We start from the raw sequence: 18123 nt of genomic DNA, 5'->3' as shown, positions 1-18123 counted from the left end.
AACCGTACTCCACTCTTGCCGTGATAGAGTTGAGACTTATTGATATGAATTGTTTTCCAGTTTTTAATGTCATTACCCCAAGTCGTTAGAGTCTGTTTTAAATGCCCCCCTAGCCCCCCAAGTTTGGGGGGAAAGTATTAAAAGTCCCCCAGTATTGGGGGATTTAGGGGGCAAAATACAACTTTGCAAACAAGCTATTATTGCTGGATTAAGGTCTAGGCGTGGTAGTTCGTTTAGGTTACTTACCCTGGTTGGTACAGAGCAATTTGACATGCACTTGTCAGTCCCTTTACTGCTCGAATACGAAGAAGTTTTACTACGGGAATTGCCGAACCTTTACTTGAGTTCTGAAGAAGTTGGTGAATTAATTGATTTCTACTGTGCAGTAGGAATACGACATGAAATTTTCTTTCTTTGGCGACCTTTCCTACGTGATCCCAAAGATGAAATGGTGTTAGAGCTTGCCGTCAAAGCGGGCTGTCAGACTATAATCACCTATAACGCTCGTGATTTTGTCGGCGTAGAGCAGTTTGGGTTAAATGTCCTGGAGCCTTCAGAGTTTTTACGCGTAATAGGAAAGTTGCCATGAGTATTGTTCAAGTTCAAATTCCTGACTCATTACACAAAAGCTTGTCTGACCTTGCCACTCGTGATGGAATTTCCATAGACCAATTTATATCTAGTGCGATCGCCGAAAAAGTCTCTGCTTTAATGACTGAAAATTATCTTAAAGAAAGAGCTACAAGAGGTAGTCGGTTAAAGTATGAAGCGATTTTGTCTAAGGTTCCCGATGTTGAGCCGGAACCATATGACAGAATACCAAACGAATGTTAACCTCAAGCTTTAATCTGATTTTTGTAATTAATCTGTATGCCCAATCCTTCTTTCCTGCCTCCAGAAACAGACCACCAAAGATTGCAAGAAATTTGGGAAGATAGCTTGGCCATGCAGTACTTGGCTCCGTTGACAGGCAACTATTTGCCTTGGAGTGGCTATGCCCTCCGCCCCAGTGGATTGGTACAAATTCTCAACACGATTTTAATTCGTAAACATCTATCCATTGTGGAATGTGGTGGTGGAGTATCTACGTTGTACATTGCCCGTTTATTTCGTCGCAATGGTTTGCAGGGCCGACTCCACTGTATCGAAAATAATTTGGATTGGTTAAATTTTTTGCATGATGCATTGGCGAGGGAAGAGTTGACCACCTATGTCCAGCTCATCCATGCCCCCTTGGAACCCTGCGAACTGGCCTTGGACAATGGACAGTGGTACGATCGCCAGAAGATCCGTCACCAGTTGCCCGCTAGCAAAACCATTGATTGCCTGTTAGTAGATGGACCGCCCGCCTACCGAGAAGACATTCAATATTCCCGGTTTCCTGCAGTGCCTTTTTTCCAACCGCAATTGGCACCCCACAGCACCATCATTTTGGATGACATTAACCGTAGGGGAGAACAGGAAATTTTAGCCCGTTGGCAAACATTGCTCAATGTTAGTTTTGATAGCTCCATTGGCAATGTGGCGATCGCCCATCTGTCGGCCTAGGGTAAATTTTAAAAATCCCCTGATCCACCAGTTTCAGGGAAAGCCGGGTAAAAATCTGCCAGTGTTGGGATATTGGATATTGAGGGAACGAGCTAGAACCCTACTATCTGTCAGCCTAGCAAACCAAATGCTTTACATCGTCAGACTAGTTCAGGAAAATTAAGTTTGACCCATAGATTAATCCTAATCTTTTGCTATGAAATCCCCCCAGGCTCAACAAATCCTAGACCAGGCCCGCCGTTTGCTCTACGAAAAAGCCATGGTCAAAATCAATGGGCAATACGTGGGGACGGTGGCGGCCATTCCCCAATCGGATCACCATGATTTGAACTATACGGAAGTTTTCATTCGGGACAATGTGCCGGTGATGATCTTCTTGTTACTGCAAAATGAAACGGAAATTGTCCAAAACTTTTTGGAAATTTGCCTCACCCTCCAAAGTAAGGGCTTTCCCACCTACGGCATTTTTCCCACTAGTTTTGTGGAAACGGAAAACCATGAACTCAAGGCAGACTATGGCCAACGGGCGATCGGTCGAGTTTGCTCGGTGGATGCGTCCCTCTGGTGGCCTATTTTGGCCTATTACTACGTGCAAAGAACCGGCAATGAAGCCTGGGCTAGACAAACCCATGTGCAATTGGGGCTACAAAAGTTTTTAAACCTCATTCTCCATCCAGTCTTTCGGGATGCACCCACTTTGTTTGTGCCCGACGGGGCCTTTATGATTGACCGCCCCATGGATGTGTGGGGAGCGCCGTTGGAAATCCAAACCCTGCTCTACGGAGCCCTGAAAAGTGCGGCGGGGTTACTGTTAATCGACCTCAAGGCGAAGGGTTATTGCAGCAATAAAGACCATCCTTTTGACAGCTTCACGATGGAGCAGAGTCATCAATTTAACCTGAGTGTGGATTGGCTCAAAAAACTCCGCACCTATCTGCTCAAGCATTATTGGATTAATTGCAATATTGTCCAAGCTCTCCGCCGCCGTCCCACGGAACAGTACGGTGAAGAAGCCAGCAACGAACATAATGTCCACACAGAAACCATTCCCAACTGGCTCCAGGATTGGCTCGGCGATCGGGGAGGCTATTTAATCGGCAATATCCGCACGGGTCGCCCCGATTTTCGCTTTTTCTCCCTGGGTAATTGCTTGGGGGCAATTTTCGATGTCACTAGCTTGGCCCAGCAACGTTCCTTTTTCCGTTTGGTATTAAATAATCAGCGGGAGTTATGTGCCCAAATGCCCCTGAGGATTTGCCATCCCCCCCTCAAAGATGACGATTGGCGCAGTAAAACCGGCTTTGACCGCAAAAATTTACCCTGGTGCTACCACAACGCCGGCCATTGGCCCTGTTTATTTTGGTTTCTGGTGGTGGCGGTGCTCCGCCATAGCTGCCATTCCAACTACGGCACGGTGGAGTATGCGGAAATGGGGAACCTAATTCGCAATAACTATGAGGTGCTTTTGCGCCGTTTGCCCAAGCATAAATGGGCTGAATATTTTGATGGCCCCACGGGCTTTTGGGTCGGGCAACAATCCCGTTCCTACCAAACCTGGACCATTGTGGGCCTATTGCTAGTACACCATTTCACAGAAGTTAACCCCGACGATGCTTTGATGTTCGATTTGCCTAGTTTGAAAAGTTTGCATCAAGCGCTGCATTAAATTCCGTTGTCCATTTATTTTTTGCCCAATTCCTGGGAACGGCGATAGGCCGCCCGCACTGCTTCGATGATGGCGGAACGAAAACCCATCTTCTCCAATACCGCTACCCCAGCAATGGTGGTGCCCCCCGGACTGGTAACTTTATCTTTAATCTGGGCAGGGTGCTCCTCCGTTTCCTTGATTAACTCCGCTGTGCCCAACACTGTTTGCAAAGCCAATTTTTGGGCGATCGCCCTGGGTAATCCGGCCAAAACACCACCATCGGCCAGGGCTTCGATCATCAAAGCTACGTAGGCCGGTCCCGAACCGGAAACCCCCGTCACCGCATCCATTAAATTTTCCGGCACCTCCACCACATTGCCCACCGCCGAAAAGATGGCCTTAGCCTTAGCCAACTGATCCGGCTCCACCATTTTATTCGCGGCGATCGCCGTCATACCGGCCCCAACGGTGGCGGGGGTATTGGGCATGGCCCGGATGATGGCATGGTCGGGAAAACCCTTTTGAATTCTTTGCAGAGAAACCCCGGCCAAAATGGAAATTACCAGGGGACGATTGGCTCCTCCTGCTAAACTGGCTAGCACCCGGTCTAGCACCTGGGGTTTGACGGCCAACAGCAGCACTTCAGAAACATTAGCCGCCTCTTGGTTATCGGGGGAAACCCGAACTTGATAGGTTTTTTGGAGATAATCCCGCCGGGCACCGTGGGGCTCCCCCACAATTATTTCTTCTGGGGCATAGGTCTTTTCTGCGATTAAGCGGGCCAGGATGGCTTCAGCCATTACTCCACCGCCGATGATACCGAGTTGAATGGACACTGTAATTTAGGCTATTCCCAATAGTATTCAGAATTATACCTTGAACCCCCAACTCCACCGAATCCTATGGCTAAGTCGGGGAGATAGGGGAGTTGCTAGGGTTCATTGCTCAATTCATCAATCGGGCAATTGATCAGGTTGCACTGGGTAACAAACCGTTATGACGCAACAGCGGAGCAGTTTGCGGTTGTCGCCCCCGGAATTTTTCAAAGACCACTGCGGGCGCTAAGCTTCCCCCCAAGGCCAACACCGTTTCTCGAAAACGTTTACCCGTAGTTTGCACCGCAGCTTCATTGTCTAAGCCCACCTCCTCAAAGGCGGCAAAGGCATCGGCACTGAGTACTTCCGCCCATTTATAGCTGTAGTAACCGGCGGCATAGCCCCCGGCAAAGATGTGGCCAAAGGAGCAGAGGAAAGCATTTTCCGGCAGGGGAGGCAAAATGGTGGTGATTTTCGCCAGGCGATCGCCAATTTGCTCAATGGTTTCCGGGCCGTCGGGACGGTAACGGTGGTGTAGTTCTAAATCCAGCAGGCTGAAGTTAATCTGCCGGAGCATGGCAGAGCCGGTCATAAAGTTGCGGGTGGCGAGGATTTTTTCGTATTCCGCCTGGGGCAAAGTCTCCCCGGTTTGGTAATGCTTGGCCAAACTAAACAGGGTGGTGGGGTCATAGCACCAATTTTCCATAAACTGACTGGGCAGTTCCACCGCATCCCATTCCACATTATTGATGCCCGCCGCACCGCTGTAATTAACGGTGGTTAGTAAATGCTGCAACCCATGGCCAAATTCATGGAACAGGGTAGTCACTTCGTAAAAAGTCATCAGGCTGGGCTGATCCCCCACCGGCGGCGTTTGGTTACAAATTAGATAAGCTACTGGCAAACGTAGGGATTTTTGCCCATTGATTAATTCCTGACCCCGGTTTAAGCAATCCGCCATCCAGGCACCGCCCCGTTTTTCCGCCGGCCGACTGTAGGCATCTAAATAAAAACTGGCGATCGCCGTGCCCGATTCATCCAACACTCGGAAAAATTGCACATCCGGGTGCCAAACAGGAACCTCTTCTTCACTGGCTTGAATGGTGACCCCAAATAGTCGCTTAGCCAAGGCAAATAATCCTTCCAGTACCTGGGGTAGGGGGAAATAGGGCCGCAGAGCCTCCGCATCAAAATCAAATTCCTGTTCCCGTTGCCGTTCTGACCAATAGGCCGTATCCCAATGGTGTAGCTCTTCCACCCCAGCAAATTTCTGTAGATCGGCAAATTCCTGCTCCGCCGCCTTATAACTGGGAACCCGTAACTCCTCCAACAGTTTTTCCACTGCGGCCACATTGGGGGCCATTTTGCGGGACAAACTTAACTCTGCATAGGTTTCAAAACCTAGCAACTGGGCTTTTTCCAACCGTAGCGCCAAAATTCTCTCAATTAAGGGATGGTTATCCCACTGCCCATCCGCTGCCCGACGAATAAACGCCCGGTAAACCTTTTCCCGCAGATCCTCCCGTTGGCTATATTTCATAAAAGGAAGATAGCTAGGATAGTCCAAGGTAATTAGCCAGGGGCCCTCCTCGGGAGTAGCATTGTCTTCCCCTTTCTGTTGGGCAGTTTGGGCGGCTAAAGCCAATAAACTCGGTGGCAAGCCGGCAATTTCTTCCTTGGTGGTCAGTTTCAACTCAAACGCTTGGCTGGCATCCAACACGTTATTGGAAAATTTGGTGGCCAGTTCCGCTAATTCCAATTGAATGGCGTTAAACCTGTCCCGTTTTTCCCCCGTTAAACCTACGCCCCCTAGTTCCGCTTCCCGGATATTACTTTCCACAATCCGTTGCTGGGCTGGTTCTAGATTTCCCCATTCAGCGCTATCCCGCAGGGCCACAAAGGCTTCATAAAGGGGACGACTCTGCCCCAACCGACTAATGAAACCTACCACTAACGGTTGCACTTGTTCAAAGCCATGGCGCAATTCGGGGCTATTTTTCACCCCCATCAAATGGGAAACGGTGCCCCAGGTCCAACTCAGTTTTTCTTCCAGGGCCGTCAGAGGTTCCACCAATCCTTCCCAGGTGGGCTGCACAGATTTTTCTAACTCAGTTAATTGGGCTTCTAATTCCTGCACCAGGGTAGTCACTGCGGGCTCCACATCGGTGGGTTGAATTTTGTCAAAGGCAGGCAAGTCCCGGCCTTGAAGGAGCGGATTGGCAACGGCGGTGTGGGTCATGGTGATGGAAAAACGGAAAGGTTTAAGTCGCAGGAAAAAGGTTTGTGGATAAACCACTCCCTAAATTTTGGCATGAAGGCAATGAAAAAATCAGACAACGTTGAGTGGCCGAATTTTGGAAATATCTTCCTCACTTGCCTGGGCCACATCCCATAAATCGACTGAATGTTGTGCATTTAACCAAAACTCGGGCAAATTTCCAAAAAATCGTGCAAGGCGCGTTAGGCGTTGCAGGGTCGTACATATTGGATGAGCGATGTTCTGCCCTGTATGTGAAGTACCCGCACTAGCATAACTAGGCCGTTCGAGTCTTCTAATTCAATTGGGGAGTCTATCTCGAAGTGTGCCGGTTGTTGTTTGCCGCCGTCGATAGCGATGTTGTCGGCGTACAGATACTTACGAAAGCCGGTATCGAGTATTGGATTAAGGCGGCCCTCTAAACCCGGAATGTGGCAGGTACTATGGCAGATTACTGAGCCTGTATTCTCTACTGTAGTCACAACTATTCGAATATCATATCCTGGATCCCAAGTTGAAACTATGGATCCGGGATACTGTGGATGTGCGACTAACAACTGGTATTTCCGACGTGTTGGTATGTCAAGTTTGGCAATGCCTGAGTGATCTGTTTGAGCTTGCTTAGTTGTGTTGTTGTCTGCGATTGCTACAACGATTGCGGATGCGACCGGCTTCTCTGAGGAGTCAATAACGGTGACTGTGGCATGGATTGGCTCACGCCGTAGAATGGTTTCAAATGTGAAGAAGTCCCGCCTGAGCGAAGCGGATGGCACTGTTCTTCCAGTAGCGATAAGTTTTTGCTTGATTGTTTCGACGAATTCCTCGGGTGTCTTGCTTCGAAGTGAAATATAGCCAACTGTTGGGAGGACGCTCGGAATAGGGGTTTCATCAAAGCGTGCAGGAAGAATGTACTCCTGGTGCTCTTGGAAGGCCCGAGCTTGCATTGCCTGCCGTTCGTGGTTTGTCCACATCTTTCTTGAATAGTGTTCCGAAATGAACATTATTGTAAATAATGCCTTATCCTGATAAATCTCAGAAAGATAGTCGTAGAGGTTTTTGCCCCAGAGATTGGCTTCTTCAAAAATGTCATAGAAAACAGTTACACCAGCCTCACGCAAAAGATTGGCGACGCGATCAACGTATTCTCTATCTTCGCCTGCGAAGGAGAGTGCGATTTCAAACTGGACATTTCTGGTCATTTGTATTTGAATCGTCTAATAATGGTTAAGACTATACGTTAATGTTATTTTGTATTTTGGCTAACGGGGCGAGAAGTAAGCAGAACTCCGACTTGACTGATCAGCTCAGCCAGTAGTTCAAAGCATTCATAGATAGGGTAAGTGAATCGTAAAGTAAAGATATTCTTTTAATCCTTTAAAGAGTGTTTGAAAAGTAGGATCTAAGCTGGAACAGTGACGGTTTTCGTGCCAGCTAAGTTAAAGGCGCTGTGGGCAGCTTTCAAAGCATCCACTCCCCGATCCTGGGGCACCACACAACTGATTTTGATTTCCGACGTGGCAATCATTTCAATGTTGATATTTTCCTGGGCCAGGGCAGCAAAGAAGTGGGCCGCCACCCCCGGATGGCCAATCATGCCGGAACCGACAATGCTGACTTTGGCAATGGCTTTGTTCACAACTATGGCCGCATCGAGCCAATCTTTGATCAGGGGTTGCAAAATCGCCTCAGCCTGACTGCTATCCCCTTCCGCCACCATAAAAGCAATGTCCCGGCAGGGGGTGCCTTGATTAATGCGACAGCGTTGGGATTGGATAATCATGTCCACACTGATGTTGGCTTCTGCTAGGGCGGTGAACAGTTGGGCTGCCATGCCAGGGCGATCGGGTACGTGGCGAATGGCAATTTGGGCCTGGTCTTGGTCCAGGGCTACCCCCCGCACCGCTGGTAAATGGGAAGTGTCCGTTTGGTTTTTCGGCGGAGATAAAGTTACCCCAAAAGCATTGGATAAAGCGGCGATCGCCCGGTCTGCGTCCCGTTGATCAATAACACAACTAACTTTCACTTCCGAAGTGGAAATCATTTCAATGTTGACCCCCACATCGGCCAAAGTTTTGAACATTTTGGCGGCGATGCCAGGACGACCGATCATACCGGCTCCGGCAATGGCAATTTTAGCGATGCCTTTTTCGACAATAATTTCCGCTTCCTGATCCGCTTCGGGGTAACTGCGTAGGGCCGGGGCAATGGCGCTGGTAACGGCTTCCGCTGTATTGAGTAAATCTTTGACAACAGTGAAAGCAATGTCATTACTGTTGCCGTCATGGATGGATTGAATAATTAAATCAATGTCCACCTGTTGTTGGGCAATATCCCGAAATAATTTTGATGCCACCCCAGGGCGATCGGGCACTCGCAACAGAGCGACTTTGGCTTGATCGGCGTCGTATTCCACCCCATCCACTGCCTTGGCAATTTCAAGCCCTACCAGGGAACGGTTTTGCACCGGGGGAGCCACTACTTTTGTGCCCGGTTCATCACTCCAACTGGAACGCACCACCAAGGGAATGCCATAATTGCGGGCAATTTCCACCGCCCGGGGATGGAGTACTTTCGCCCCCAGACTGGCTAATTCCAACATCTCGTCACAGGTGATTTCCGCCATCAGTTGGGCTTCCGGCACTAAACGGGGATCAGTGGTGAGAATACCCGGTACGTCGGTGTAAATTTCGCAAAAATCCGCTTTCAATGCCGCCGCCAGGGCCACGGCAGAGGTGTCTGAGCCGCCCCGTCCCAGGGTAGTAATTTCTAGATGTTCTACGCTACTGATGCCCTGGAAACCAGCCACTACCACCACTTTCCCTTCCCTTAAATGGTGCTCCAGGCGATCGGGACGAATTTCTAGAATGCGGGCCCGGCTATGTTCGGCCTCGGTGACGATGCCCACCTGGGCTCCGGTGAGGGAAATGGCGGGCTGGTCTATTTCCTGCAAGGCTAAACTCAGCAAAGCAATGGATACCTGTTCCCCGGTGGAAAGTAACATATCCATCTCCCGGCGACAGGGATTGGGGGAAATCTGTTGGGCTAAATCCACTAACACATCGGTGCTTTTTCCCATGGCCGACACCACCACCACCAGGGAGTTGCCTCCCTGCACAGTTCGTTTAATGCGTTGGGCCACCGCTTGAATACGCTCCACAGTGCCAACGGAAGTGCCGCCAAATTTTTGAACGATTAATGCCATGGTGATTTCGGGATAGGGCCGGGGAAAAGTCGGCAGTTCCCCATGGTATCAAAAAAATTAAGCCGCTATTATTTCTTGACAAAAGCCTGTTGACTTCCAGTCAATCCTGGGGGATGATGGTCTTTCGGTAAGCAAAACCACCGCAAGCGGAACTGGCGGAATTGGTAGACGCGCTAGATTCAGGTTCTAGTGTTCGTAAGGACTTCCGGGTTCAAGTCCCGGGTTCCGCATTCTAACTCTATTTGAGTTGATCAAGGTTTACTATCAACTCGGCAAATTTCTCCTAGGAGTAATTTGCCTTCCACTGCTGTTGTCTTTTTTATCAAGTTGCTAAAGCTCCAGAAGATTTGGTAGAAATGATACTCTCCCAATAGAAGAGAGCTATTTTGTCAGTCTTGTGAGCAGGATAATTGAGTCAGCTTTTATTGTTCTAATGCCAAACTAACCTCCTTTCTACTAAAGGGCAAATCCTGGTTAATGGCATCAATTTCTGCCTGCTCCATGGCATTAATTTCATCGATGTAGATTTGCAAAATTTGTTGCATTTTGGGGTGATAGAAACGATGCAAACTGTAGTTAGCTGTGGCGGGAAAACCTCGACGGCGTTTGTGGCGTCCCCCTGCCCCTGGATCAAATAGTTGAATGTTTTCCCCAATGGCCCATTGAATGGGTTGGTAATAACAAGCTTCAAAGTGCAGACAATCATAATCTGCTAGGCTTCCCCAGTAGCGACCATAGAGGCGATCGCCTTTGCGTAAACAGAAAGATAAACCAACGGGATGTTGATCATCATGCTCTGGAAAGGCTAGCACCAAAACTACCCTAGCCCGGTAATCTTCGTACAAAGACTGAAAGAACTTTTTAGTGAGGTATTTACTACCCCAATAGAATTTGTCACAGGTATTACTATAAAAACGATAAATTGCAGGAAAAAAATGATGGGGAATTTGATTTCCTTGTAAAACTTGAATGCGTAAGCCAGCCTTTTGCACCGCTTTTCGTTCTCGTTTAATATTACGCCGTTGATTGGCATTAAAAATTTGCAAATAATCGTCAAAATCTTGAAAATTTTGATTTTGCCAGATATAACTATGGTGCAACCAACTAGTAAAACCTAAACTTTCCATTTGCTTTTGCCATTGGCGATCGACAAACAAAAAATTACAGCCGGAAATTTGATTGGTTTGGCAAAAATGGTCGATGGCTTCCACCATAATCTGGGTGACCAAAGATTCATTAGCTTCAGGGTCAATTAAAAAACGATAGCCTTCGGCGGGGGTAAAGGGAGCCATACCCAACAACTTTGGATAATAGTCAATGCCCAGTCGTTGCGCCAAATCGGCCCATTGATGATCAAAAACAAATTCTCCGTAACTATGGCCTTTAAGATATAAAGCCGCTGCTCCTAGTAGAGTTTCCCCCTGCCATACAGTCAGATGACAAGGCTGCCAGCCAGTATTACGGACAGCACTGCCGGAAGTTTCTAAGTTATTGAGCCAATGCCATTCGAGAAAGGGGGTTTGTAGGGGGACGGCTAAACGGTCCCACTGGGGTTGGGGAATTTCCGCCAACGCATGGTGCCAACGCACTGTCAAACCAGAAGAATGGGACTTGGCCATGGTTAATTGCAACAGCAATCGGGTGCTTTTCGGTAATCTAACGAAATATTGCTCTCCGCTGCAACCAGCCCCTGCATCGACTGGCTAATCGCCAACCCCAAGTGCCAATGCCTCCTTTAAAAGGGCCAACAATTTTGGTTGTAATCCAACCCCCATAAAAATCCCCTGGCTGGGCAGTGACCAATTCGTCATGCACATAGCAAGCATCCATTTTACTGGGGTAAAAGGCTATGTAATCTTTGATAGCACTAAAACTGGGATTGGGAGTGGGGTAAAACCAGGCCACGTTATCTCGCCGGCGATCGCCTAAACTGAAATGATAATAACCAGCCTCCCCTTTCCATTCACAATAGGAATGTCTAGTAGATATATCCAGATACTCAGTCCGGACATCCTGGCGAGGAAAGTAGTAAACCGGTGGATGGCTTGTCTCTAACACCCGTTGGGTCAAGCAACTGTCGGCAATGGTGATCCCCTCACAAACGACCACGACCCTTTGGCTAGAAGCTTCAACTCTGGGGGGACGGGGATAGTCCCACACCGACTCCTGCCCTGGTTGGGGGGTAATGGGTTGGGGCATGGTCAAAGGCTCAGTAATTGTTGGGGTTGGCGATCGTCCAAACCAGTCGGTAGGGGCAGATTATTTAAACAACACCAATGGTAAGTGTACAGATTGGCGTGGCCGTGGTTAATGGTGGCAATGGCCGGCGCCGCTGGAAATGGCCAAAGGCGGTCAAATAATAATCCTTGGGCAAGGCTAAACTGTAGCAAATAAACCGCTGGCGGAGCCTTTAGCTCCTTGAGCAAAGCCTGGGCCAAATTCTCTAAACTACTTTGGTAGCGTTGGTAGGGGGGTAAATCCCAGGACACCATCTCATAGGCATTGGGCATCATCCCCTCATAAATTAGAGGTAAGAATTGTATACCATTGACCGTCACAATAATCGGTAACCAATGATCCCCCAACCAATTATCATCACTACACAAAGGCAAATTAAGCTGTTGGCTCACCCACTGACGGCGGGCATTAATTTCCTGACATGCCTGGTAGATACTTTGTCCCGGAAAATCCAACCAATGGGGTAACTGAATTGTCAACGGGCAGTAAATTCGCCCCCCCATTTGGGTTTGTTGCTGGGCCTGATCCGACCATAAACTAGCCACCGCCACTGTCTCAATAATCGTTTCCGGGGAACAACCGGCGATCGATTCCTTCAAAGCATTGACCATTCTTTCCGTCACAGGGGAAGCCGCAATTAAGCGACCCTCCTGCTTCACCTTGGCATTCACAATAATGCTTGCTCGTCCATTACGATTGGGTGCCTTAAGGGTTGGAATTACCACAGTCTTTATACCTATCTAGGAATAAATCAACGAAAATCGCTAAGTTAACCATATAGCCATCTCCTAACACCATTATCAAGCAATGGCACAGGAAAGAAAACCCTATTTCTGCCAACTATCCATGTTTATCATTCCATCAGCCCATCAGCGCCAAAAGCGAAACCCTCCAACTACTCGTTGGGGGGTTTGAAGAAAGAGGAACTTGGCATCGGACTATTGTGCCGTGGGGCAACCCCCAGAGTATCGTCGCCGCTGTCACATTTCACAACCGAGTGCGGGATGGGATCGGAGTGGTTCCATGACGCTAAAGACACCAAGAAAGATTTTTGGGTTTTGCTGAGAAGAAACCCAGAAGACTGCACAAGAAAAGAGAAAGAAAAATGAAGAATAAAGGTCAAGCCCTCGGTCTATTAGTACTCCTCGACTTCATCCATTACTGGACTTCCATCTAGAGCCTATCAACGGGTAGTCTTCCCGTGACCTTACTGGCTTAACACCATGAGAGTACTCATCTTGAGGTGGGCTTCCCACTTAGATGCTTTCAGCGGTTATCCACTCCGCACTTGGCTACCCTGCGTTTACCGTTGGCACGATAACAGGTACACCAGAGGTGCGTACTTCCCGGTCCTCTCGTACTAAGGAAGTCTCCTCTCAATACTCTTACGCCTACACCGGATATGGACCGAACTGTCTCACGACGTTCTGAACCCAGCTCACGTACCGCTTTAATGGGCGAACAGCCCAACCCTTGGGACGTACTACCGCCCCAGGTTGCGATGAGCCGACATCGAGGTGCCAAACCTCCGCGTCGATGTGAACTCTTGGCGGAGATCAGCCTGTTATCCCTAGAGTAACTTTTATCCGTTGAGCGACGGCCCTTCCACTCAGTGCCGTCGGATCACTAAAGCCGACTTTCGTCCCTGTTTGACTTGTCAGTCTCACAGTCAAGCTTCCTTCTGCTTTTACACTCTTCGGCTGATTTCCAACCAGCCTGAGGAAACCTTTGCGCGCCTCCGTTACCTTTTAGGAGGCGACCGCCCCAGTCAAACTGCCCACCTGAAATTGTCCTTCTCCCGGATAACGGGAACAAGTTAGAATTCTAGCCTCACCAGAGTGGTATCTCACCGTTGACTCCATTACTCCCACAAGAGCAACTTCATAGTCTCCCACCTATCCTGCGCAAGCAAAGCCCGAACCCAATTCCAAGCTACAGTAAAGCTTCATAGGGTCTTTCTGTCCAGGTGCAGGGAGTCCGTATCTTCACAGACAATCCTATTTCGCCGAGCCTCTCTCCGAGACAGTGCCCAGATCGTTACGCCTTTCGTGCGGGTCGGAACTTACCCGACAAGGAATTTCGCTACCTTAGGACCGTTATAGTTACGGCCGCCGTTCACCGGGGCTTCAGTCGCTAGCTTCAGGATTACTCCCTGACCAACTTCCTTAACCTTCCGGCACTGGGCAGGCGTCAGCCCCCATACTGCGTCTTACGACTTTGCGGAGACCTGTGTTTTTGGTAAACAGTCGCCTGGGCCTATTCACTGCGACCTCCATTGCTGGAGGCACCCCTTCTCCCGAAGTTACGGGGTAATTTTGCCGAGTTCCTTAGAGAGAGTTACCTCGCGCCCCTTAGTATTCTCTACCTTCCTACCTGTGTCGGTTTCGGGTACAGGTGACTATAAATTAACGTGGTTCGGGCTTTTCTTGGAAGCTTGACATCATGCACTTCGTCTCCGTAGAGACTCCCCATCACACCTCTGCTCAAGACGTTTTCGCCGTCTCTCATCGCCTCGAATGCTTGGACTGGTAACCAACTTCCAGTTGCACTAGCCTTCTCCGTCCCCCGCCACAATCTATAATCAGTACCGGAATATTGACCGGTTGTCCATCGACTACGCCTCTCGGCCTCGCCTTAGGTCCTGACTAACCCTCCGCGGACGAGCCTTCCGGAGGAACCCTTAGGATTTCGGGGTATGGGATTCTCACCCATATTTTCGCTACTCAAGCCGACATTCTCACTTCTGTACTGTCCACACCTGCTTGCCGCTAGTGCTTCACCCTATACAGAACGCTCCCCTACCACTCATATCTGAGTCCACAGCTTCGGTACATCACTTAGCCCCGTTCATTTTCGGCGCAGGAGCGCTTGACCAGTGAGCTATTACGCACTCTTTTAAGGATTGCTGCTTCTAGGCAAACCTCCTGGTTGTCAATGCACTCCCACCTCCTTTCTCACTTAGTGATGATTTGGGGACCTTAGCTGGTGGTCTGGGCTGTTTCCCTTTCGACGATGAAGCTTATCCCCCACCGTCTTACTGGTCGTTTCTTCTTGGGTATTCTGAGTTTGCCTCACTTTGGTACAGCTCTCGCCGCCCGCAGCGAAACAGTGCTTTACCCCCCAAGTTGACTTTACAACCGCTGCGCCTAAACACATTTCGGGGAGAACCAGCTAGCTCCGGGTTCGATTGGCATTTCACCCCTAACCACAGCTCATCCGCTAATTTTTCAACATTAGTCGGTTCGGACCTCCACTTAGTGTTACCTAAGCTTCATCCTGGCCATGGTTAGATCACCCGGGTTCGGGTCTACAAATTGTGACTAACGCCCTATTCAGGCTCGCTTTCACTTTGGCTTCGGTGCAACACACCTTAACCTGCCACAACCTGTAAGTCGCCGGCTCATTCTTCAACAGGCACACGGTCACTCGTTTAATCGAGCTCCCATTGCTTGTAGGCTAACGGTTTCATGTTCTATTTCACTCCCCTCAACGGGGTTCTTTTCACCTTTCCCTCGCGGTACTTTACGCTATCGGTCACACAGTAGTATTTAGCCTTACCGGGTGGTCCCGGCTGATTCAATCGGAATTCCACGAGCTCCGACCTACTCGGGATACAGCTAGGCTGATTCAATTTTCGACTACAGGACTTTCACCTCCTCTGGTGCAGTTTTCAGCTGCTTCGTCTAATCTACTCAGTCCACGTTGCTGTCCCACGACCCCAATCTTCGAAAAGATTGGTTTAGGCTGTTCCCCGTTCGCTCGCCGCTACTTGGAGAATCACTTTTGTTTTCTTTTCCTCTAGCTACTAAGATGTTTCAGTTCACTAGGTTTGCTCTCTCCCGCCTATTTTATTCAGCGGGTAGTTCACTTGGGTTGCCCCATTCGGACACCTCCGGATCAATGCTTGTTTCCAGCTCCCCGAAGCGTTTCGTCGGTAACCACGTCCTTCTTCGCCTCTGTGTGCCAAGGTATCCACCGTTAGCCCTTTGTAGCTTGACCTTTTTAAGATCTTCTTTTTGCTAACTAGGATCATCTTTCCCCCTACCTTCACCGCCCTTCAGTCTCACACTCAGCCAAAAGCCTTGTGGTTAACATCAAAACGGTTAGGAAGAGCAAGATTTTCCCTGCTTTCTCTTTTCTTTATGCAGTTTTCAAGGTCCTTACTGGACTTACATCCAGCATTCCCTCTGACTCTCATCAGACAGGATGCTGAAGGGTTTATCCTTCTCTTTGGCTTTTTTGGTTAGGTGGGCCATTCTGGACTTGAACCAGAGACCTCACCCTTATCAGGGGTGCGCTCTAACCAGCTGAGCTAATAGCCCTTGCCTTTTACCTCGCCTAGGCAATAGTTTGAAAGACTTCTACTCTTTAACCTCTCGGTTAATCCCTTGCTCGACCTTTTGGTTGACCAACTTCTCTCTATTTGCACTTTGCTTTCAAGATGAAGGGGTAAAGGTCTCCCTTAAAGGAGGTGATCCAGCCACACCTTCCGGTACGGCTACCTTGTTACGACTTCACCCCAGTCACTAGCCCTGCCTTCGGCGCCCTCCTCCCTAAGGTTAGAGTAACGACTTCGGGCGTGACCAGCTCCCATGGTGTGACGGGCGGTGTGTACAAGGCCCGGGAACGAATTCACCGCAGTATTCTGACCTGCGATTACTAGCGATTCCTCCTTCATGCAGGCGAGTTGCAGCCTGCAATCTGAACTGAGGCCGGGTTTGATGGGATTCGCTTACTCTCGCGAGCTCGCTGCCCGTTGTCCCGACCATTGTAGTACGTGTGTAGCCCAAGGCGTAAGGGGCATGATGACTTGACGTCATCCCCACCTTCCTCCGGTTTGTCACCGGCAGTCTCTCTAGAGTGCCCAACTTAATGATGGCAACTAAAAACGAGGGTTGCGCTCGTTGCGGGACTTAACCCAACATCTCACGACACGAGCTGACGACAGCCATGCACCACCTGTCTCCTGGCTCCCTAAGGCACTCCCACGTTTCCGCAGGATTCCAGGGATGTCAAGCCTTGGTAAGGTTCTTCGCGTTGCATCGAATTAAACCACATACTCCACCGCTTGTGCGGGCCCCCGTCAATTCCTTTGAGTTTCACACTTGCGTGCGTACTCCCCAGGCGGGATACTTAACGCGTTAGCTTCGGCACGGCTCGGGTCGATACAAGCCACGCCTAGTATCCATCGTTTACGGCTAGGACTACAGGGGTATCTAATCCCTTTCGCTACCCTAGCTTTCGTCCCTCAGTGTCAGTTTCAGCCCAGTAGCACGCTTTCGCCACCGATGTTCTTCCCAATATCTACGCATTTCACCGCTACACTGGGAATTCCTGCTACCCCTACTGTACTCTAGTCTTGCAGTTTCCACCGCTCCTATGGAGTTAAGCTCCATTCTTTAACGGCAGACTTGCATAACCACCTACGGACGCTTTACGCCCAATAATTCCGGATAACGCTTGCATCCTCCGTATTACCGCGGCTGCTGGCACGGAGTTAGCCGATGCTTATTCATCAGGTACCGTCAGAACTTCTTCCCTGATAAAAGAGGTTTACAATCCAAGGACCTTCCTCCCTCACGCGGTATTGCTCCGTCAGGCTTTCGCCCATTGCGGAAAATTCCCCACTGCTGCCTCCCGTAGGAGTCTGGGCCGTGTCTCAGTCCCAGTGTGGCTGCTCATCCTCTCAGACCAGCTACTGATCGTTGCCATGGTAGGCTCTTACCCCACCATCTAGCTAATCAGACGCGAGCCCATCTTCAGACGATAAATCTTTCACCTTTCGGCACATTGGGTATTAGCAGTCGTTTCCAACTGTTGTCCCCATTCTGAAGGTAGGTTCTCACGTGTTACTCACCCGTCCGCCACTAAGTTCCGAAGAACTCCGTTCGACTTGCATGTGTTAGGCATACCGCCAGCGTTCATCCTGAGCCAGGATCAAACTCTCCATTGTGTTAAAAATAACCAATTTATAAGTTTCGGCTCTTTTCTATTGCTATTTCTTCCGACTTGAGTTACACTCTTTGTCAAGTAGAAACAGACTTTGGTTTGTTAATTGAATTAACAAGGGTCTGGTTTCTGTCTCTCAAACTATTTCTTTGTCTAGGTTCGGGGCGCTTTCGAGTCGCTTTCGCTCTCAACCGCGCATTTATCAATATACGGAATACCGCAAGAAAAGTCAACACCTTTTCACAAAATATTTTTCAAAATCCCTGAATCACAGTCATAGTAACGGCTTCAACCATAGAAAAAAACTTCGCTCGACACCGGTAACTACAAATTCTGAGCTTCAGGGGCTTCTTTTGGGCTTCCTGATGGGTTAGGCCGGGTGCGTGAATTACGAATTCAGTGCAGTGTGTCCAATAGAAATTGGAATTCTCCCTAGAAAGACAAAAAGCGCTGTCCTGATGGGGTC

At 49.2% G+C, this 18123-nt stretch carries 11 protein-coding genes, 2 tRNA genes and 3 rRNA genes; 5 read left to right on the top strand and 11 right to left on the bottom strand.

Annotated features, from left to right (window positions below; all coding sequences use genetic code 11):
- Nucleotides 1-154: 154 nt before the first annotated feature.
- The 4 genes from SYNPCCP_RS15495 (at nucleotide 155) to SYNPCCP_RS15480 (ending at nucleotide 3214) form a co-directional block, all read left to right on the top strand.
- The gene (locus tag SYNPCCP_RS15495; RefSeq protein WP_199303515.1) at nucleotides 155-589 is read left to right on the top strand and encodes a putative toxin-antitoxin system toxin component, PIN family; all 435 of its coding nucleotides are present in this window, start codon (nucleotides 155-157) and stop codon (nucleotides 587-589) included.
- On the top strand, nucleotides 586-834 hold the full coding sequence (locus SYNPCCP_RS15490; RefSeq protein WP_020861940.1) for a hypothetical protein: 249 nt from the start codon (nucleotides 586-588) through the stop codon (nucleotides 832-834). The genes SYNPCCP_RS15495 and SYNPCCP_RS15490 overlap by 4 nt, the downstream gene beginning before the upstream one ends.
- A 36-nt stretch (nucleotides 835-870) precedes the next feature.
- A complete protein-coding gene (locus SYNPCCP_RS15485) occupies nucleotides 871-1548 on the top strand; it encodes a class I SAM-dependent methyltransferase (protein WP_010874163.1) in 678 nt (225 codons plus the stop codon).
- A gap of 196 nt (nucleotides 1549-1744) precedes the next feature.
- A complete protein-coding gene (locus SYNPCCP_RS15480; RefSeq protein WP_010874162.1) occupies nucleotides 1745-3214 on the top strand; it encodes a glycoside hydrolase 100 family protein in 1470 nt (489 codons plus the stop codon).
- A 14-nt stretch (nucleotides 3215-3228) separates the two neighbouring features.
- Here the strand turns inward: SYNPCCP_RS15480 and proC are convergent, their stop codons facing one another.
- The 4 genes from proC to SYNPCCP_RS15460 form a co-directional block, all read right to left on the bottom strand.
- Nucleotides 3229-4032: a pyrroline-5-carboxylate reductase gene (gene proC, locus SYNPCCP_RS15475; protein ID WP_010874161.1), complete on the bottom strand. Its 804-nt coding sequence runs from the start codon at nucleotides 4030-4032 to the stop codon at nucleotides 3229-3231.
- Nucleotides 4033-4165: 133 nt separating this feature from the next.
- A complete protein-coding gene (locus SYNPCCP_RS15470) occupies nucleotides 4166-6250 on the bottom strand; it encodes a M3 family metallopeptidase (protein ID WP_014407162.1) in 2085 nt (694 codons plus the stop codon).
- Between the two features lie 221 nt (nucleotides 6251-6471).
- Complete coding sequence (locus SYNPCCP_RS15465; RefSeq protein ID WP_010874159.1) at nucleotides 6472-7467, bottom strand: toll/interleukin-1 receptor domain-containing protein; 996 nt, start codon at nucleotides 7465-7467, stop codon at nucleotides 6472-6474.
- 200 nt (nucleotides 7468-7667) lie between these two features.
- Nucleotides 7668-9470: an aspartate kinase gene (locus tag SYNPCCP_RS15460; protein WP_010874158.1), complete on the bottom strand. Its 1803-nt coding sequence runs from the start codon at nucleotides 9468-9470 to the stop codon at nucleotides 7668-7670.
- Nucleotides 9471-9616: 146 nt separating this feature from the next.
- Between SYNPCCP_RS15460 and SYNPCCP_RS15455 the strand changes: the two genes are divergently transcribed.
- A tRNA-Leu gene (locus tag SYNPCCP_RS15455) sits at nucleotides 9617-9700 on the top strand.
- A 192-nt stretch (nucleotides 9701-9892) separates the two neighbouring features.
- On the opposite strand, the gene SYNPCCP_RS15450 is transcribed toward SYNPCCP_RS15455, so the two are convergent.
- The 7 genes from SYNPCCP_RS15450 to SYNPCCP_RS15420 all read right to left on the bottom strand — a co-directional run bounded on the left by SYNPCCP_RS15450 (nucleotide 9893) and on the right by SYNPCCP_RS15420 (nucleotide 17661).
- Nucleotides 9893-11089, bottom strand: a complete 1197-nt coding sequence (locus tag SYNPCCP_RS15450) for a GNAT family N-acetyltransferase (RefSeq protein WP_010874157.1) — start codon at nucleotides 11087-11089, stop codon at nucleotides 9893-9895.
- A gap of 37 nt (nucleotides 11090-11126) precedes the next feature.
- Nucleotides 11127-11669: a DUF427 domain-containing protein gene (locus SYNPCCP_RS15445; protein ID WP_010874156.1), complete on the bottom strand. Its 543-nt coding sequence runs from the start codon at nucleotides 11667-11669 to the stop codon at nucleotides 11127-11129.
- A 2-nt stretch (nucleotides 11670-11671) separates the two neighbouring features.
- Nucleotides 11672-12433: a hypothetical protein gene (locus tag SYNPCCP_RS15440; RefSeq protein WP_010874155.1), complete on the bottom strand. Its 762-nt coding sequence runs from the start codon at nucleotides 12431-12433 to the stop codon at nucleotides 11672-11674.
- Between the two features lie 200 nt (nucleotides 12434-12633).
- Nucleotides 12634-12751, bottom strand: a 5S ribosomal RNA gene (gene rrf / locus SYNPCCP_RS15435).
- A 72-nt stretch (nucleotides 12752-12823) separates the two neighbouring features.
- Nucleotides 12824-15707 (bottom strand): 23S ribosomal RNA (locus tag SYNPCCP_RS15430).
- 249 nt (nucleotides 15708-15956) lie between these two features.
- A tRNA-Ile gene (locus SYNPCCP_RS15425) sits at nucleotides 15957-16030 on the bottom strand.
- A gap of 142 nt (nucleotides 16031-16172) precedes the next feature.
- Nucleotides 16173-17661 (bottom strand): 16S ribosomal RNA (locus tag SYNPCCP_RS15420).
- Together the 16S, 23S and 5S rRNA genes with 1 tRNA gene alongside form the textbook arrangement of a ribosomal RNA operon.
- Between the last annotated feature and the right edge of the window lie 462 nt (nucleotides 17662-18123).

The organism is Synechocystis sp. PCC 6803 substr. PCC-P (assembly GCF_000284455.1).
Classification (GTDB): Bacteria; Cyanobacteriota; Cyanobacteriia; order Cyanobacteriales; family Microcystaceae; genus Synechocystis.
The sequence above is the reverse complement of the archived record's forward strand: the minus strand, read 5'-3'. Positions and strand labels throughout refer to the sequence as shown.